Below are 1,577 nucleotides of genomic sequence, written 5' to 3'. Positions count from 1 at the left end.
CGATGAGCGTGACCCTGTCGAATGGCGCCGTGATCAACATCGAAGCCGGCAAGACTTCCGGTTCGGTAGTGGTCGATACCCCGGCCAACGACGTCTACAAAAACGGCAGCACCGTCAGCACCACCATCGAAAGCACCAGCGGTGGCAACTTCGAACAGCTGACCCCGAGCACCACGCCGGCGGTCACCACGATCACCGATTCSATCGAYAACACCGGRCTGTCCCTGGCGGCGACGGGTTCAGTAGTGGAAGGTGGCCAGATCACCTACACCGCGACGCTGACCAACCCGGCCGGCACCGCCATGAGCGTGACCCTGTCGAACGGTGCCGTCATCAATATCGAAGCTGGCAAGACCAGCGGTTCGGTGGTGGTCGATACCCCGGCCAACGACGTTTACAAAAACGGCAGCACCGTCAGCACTACCATCGAAAGCACCACGGGCGGCAACTTCGAGCAGCTGACCCCGAGCACGACGCCGGCGGTCACCACCATCACCGATTCGATCGACAATACCGGGCTGTCCCTGGCAGCAACCGGTTCGGTCACCGAAGGCGGCCAGATTACCTACACCGCCACCCTGAGCAACCCGGCTGGCACCGCGATGAGCGTGACCCTGTCGAATGGCGCCGTGATCAACATCGAAGCCGGCAARACYWSCGGTTCCGTGGTGGTCGATACCCCGGCCAACGACGTCTACAAAAACGGCAGCACCGTCAGCACYACCATCGAGAGCACCACGGGCGGCAAYTTCGAGCAGYTGACCCCGAGCACGACGCCRGCGGTCACCACGATCACCGATTCGATCGACAATACCGGCCTGAGCCTGACGGCGACCGGTTCGGTTACCGAAGGTGGCCAGATCACCTACACCGCGACGCTGACCAACCCGGCCGGCACCGCGATGAGCGTGACCTTGTCCAACGGTGCAGTCATCAACATCGAGGCCGGTAAAACCACTGGTTCCGTGGTGGTCGACACCCCGGCGAATGACGTTTACAAAAACGGCAGCACCGTCAGCACCACCATCGAAAACACCACCGGCGGCAATTTCGAGCAGCTGACCCCGAGCACCACCCCGGCCGTTACCACGATCACCGATTCGATCGATAACACCGGGCTGACGCTCACCGCCAACAACACGATTACCGAAGGCGGCCAGATCACCTACACCGCGACCCTGASCAATCCGGCSGGYACGCCGATGACMGTGACCCTGTCGAATGGCGCCGTGATCAACATCGAAGCCGGCAAAACSWSCGGTTCCGTGGTGGTCGAYACCCCGGCGAATGACGTCTACAAAAACGGCAGTACGGTCAGCACCACCATCACCGGGGCTACCGGTGGCAACTTTGAAAACCTGGTGCCAAGCACCACGCCAGCCGTTACGACGATTACCGACTCGATCGACAACACCGGGCTGAGCCTGACGGCGACCGGTTCGGTCACCGAAGGCGGTCAGATCACTTACACCGCGACCCTGACCAACCCGGCCGGCACCGCGATGAGCGTGACCCTGTCCAACGGTGCAGTGATCAACATCGAAGCCGGCAAAACGTCCGGTTCCGTGGTGGTCGAC

General features: G+C 61.9%; 1 protein-coding gene. It reads left to right on the top strand.

The genetic code is table 11. From position 1 onward, the window contains the following. Window positions 1–1,577, top strand: a 1,577-nt coding sequence (locus tag AC1DH9_RS28905) for an immunoglobulin-like domain-containing protein (protein WP_477809307.1), incomplete at both ends; no start/stop codon positions are given.

The sequence above is a fragment of the Pseudomonas sp. 05T35 genome, from assembly GCF_056396605.1.
Note: the sequence above shows the minus strand (reverse complement) of the source record. Positions and strands in the feature narration are given on the sequence as shown.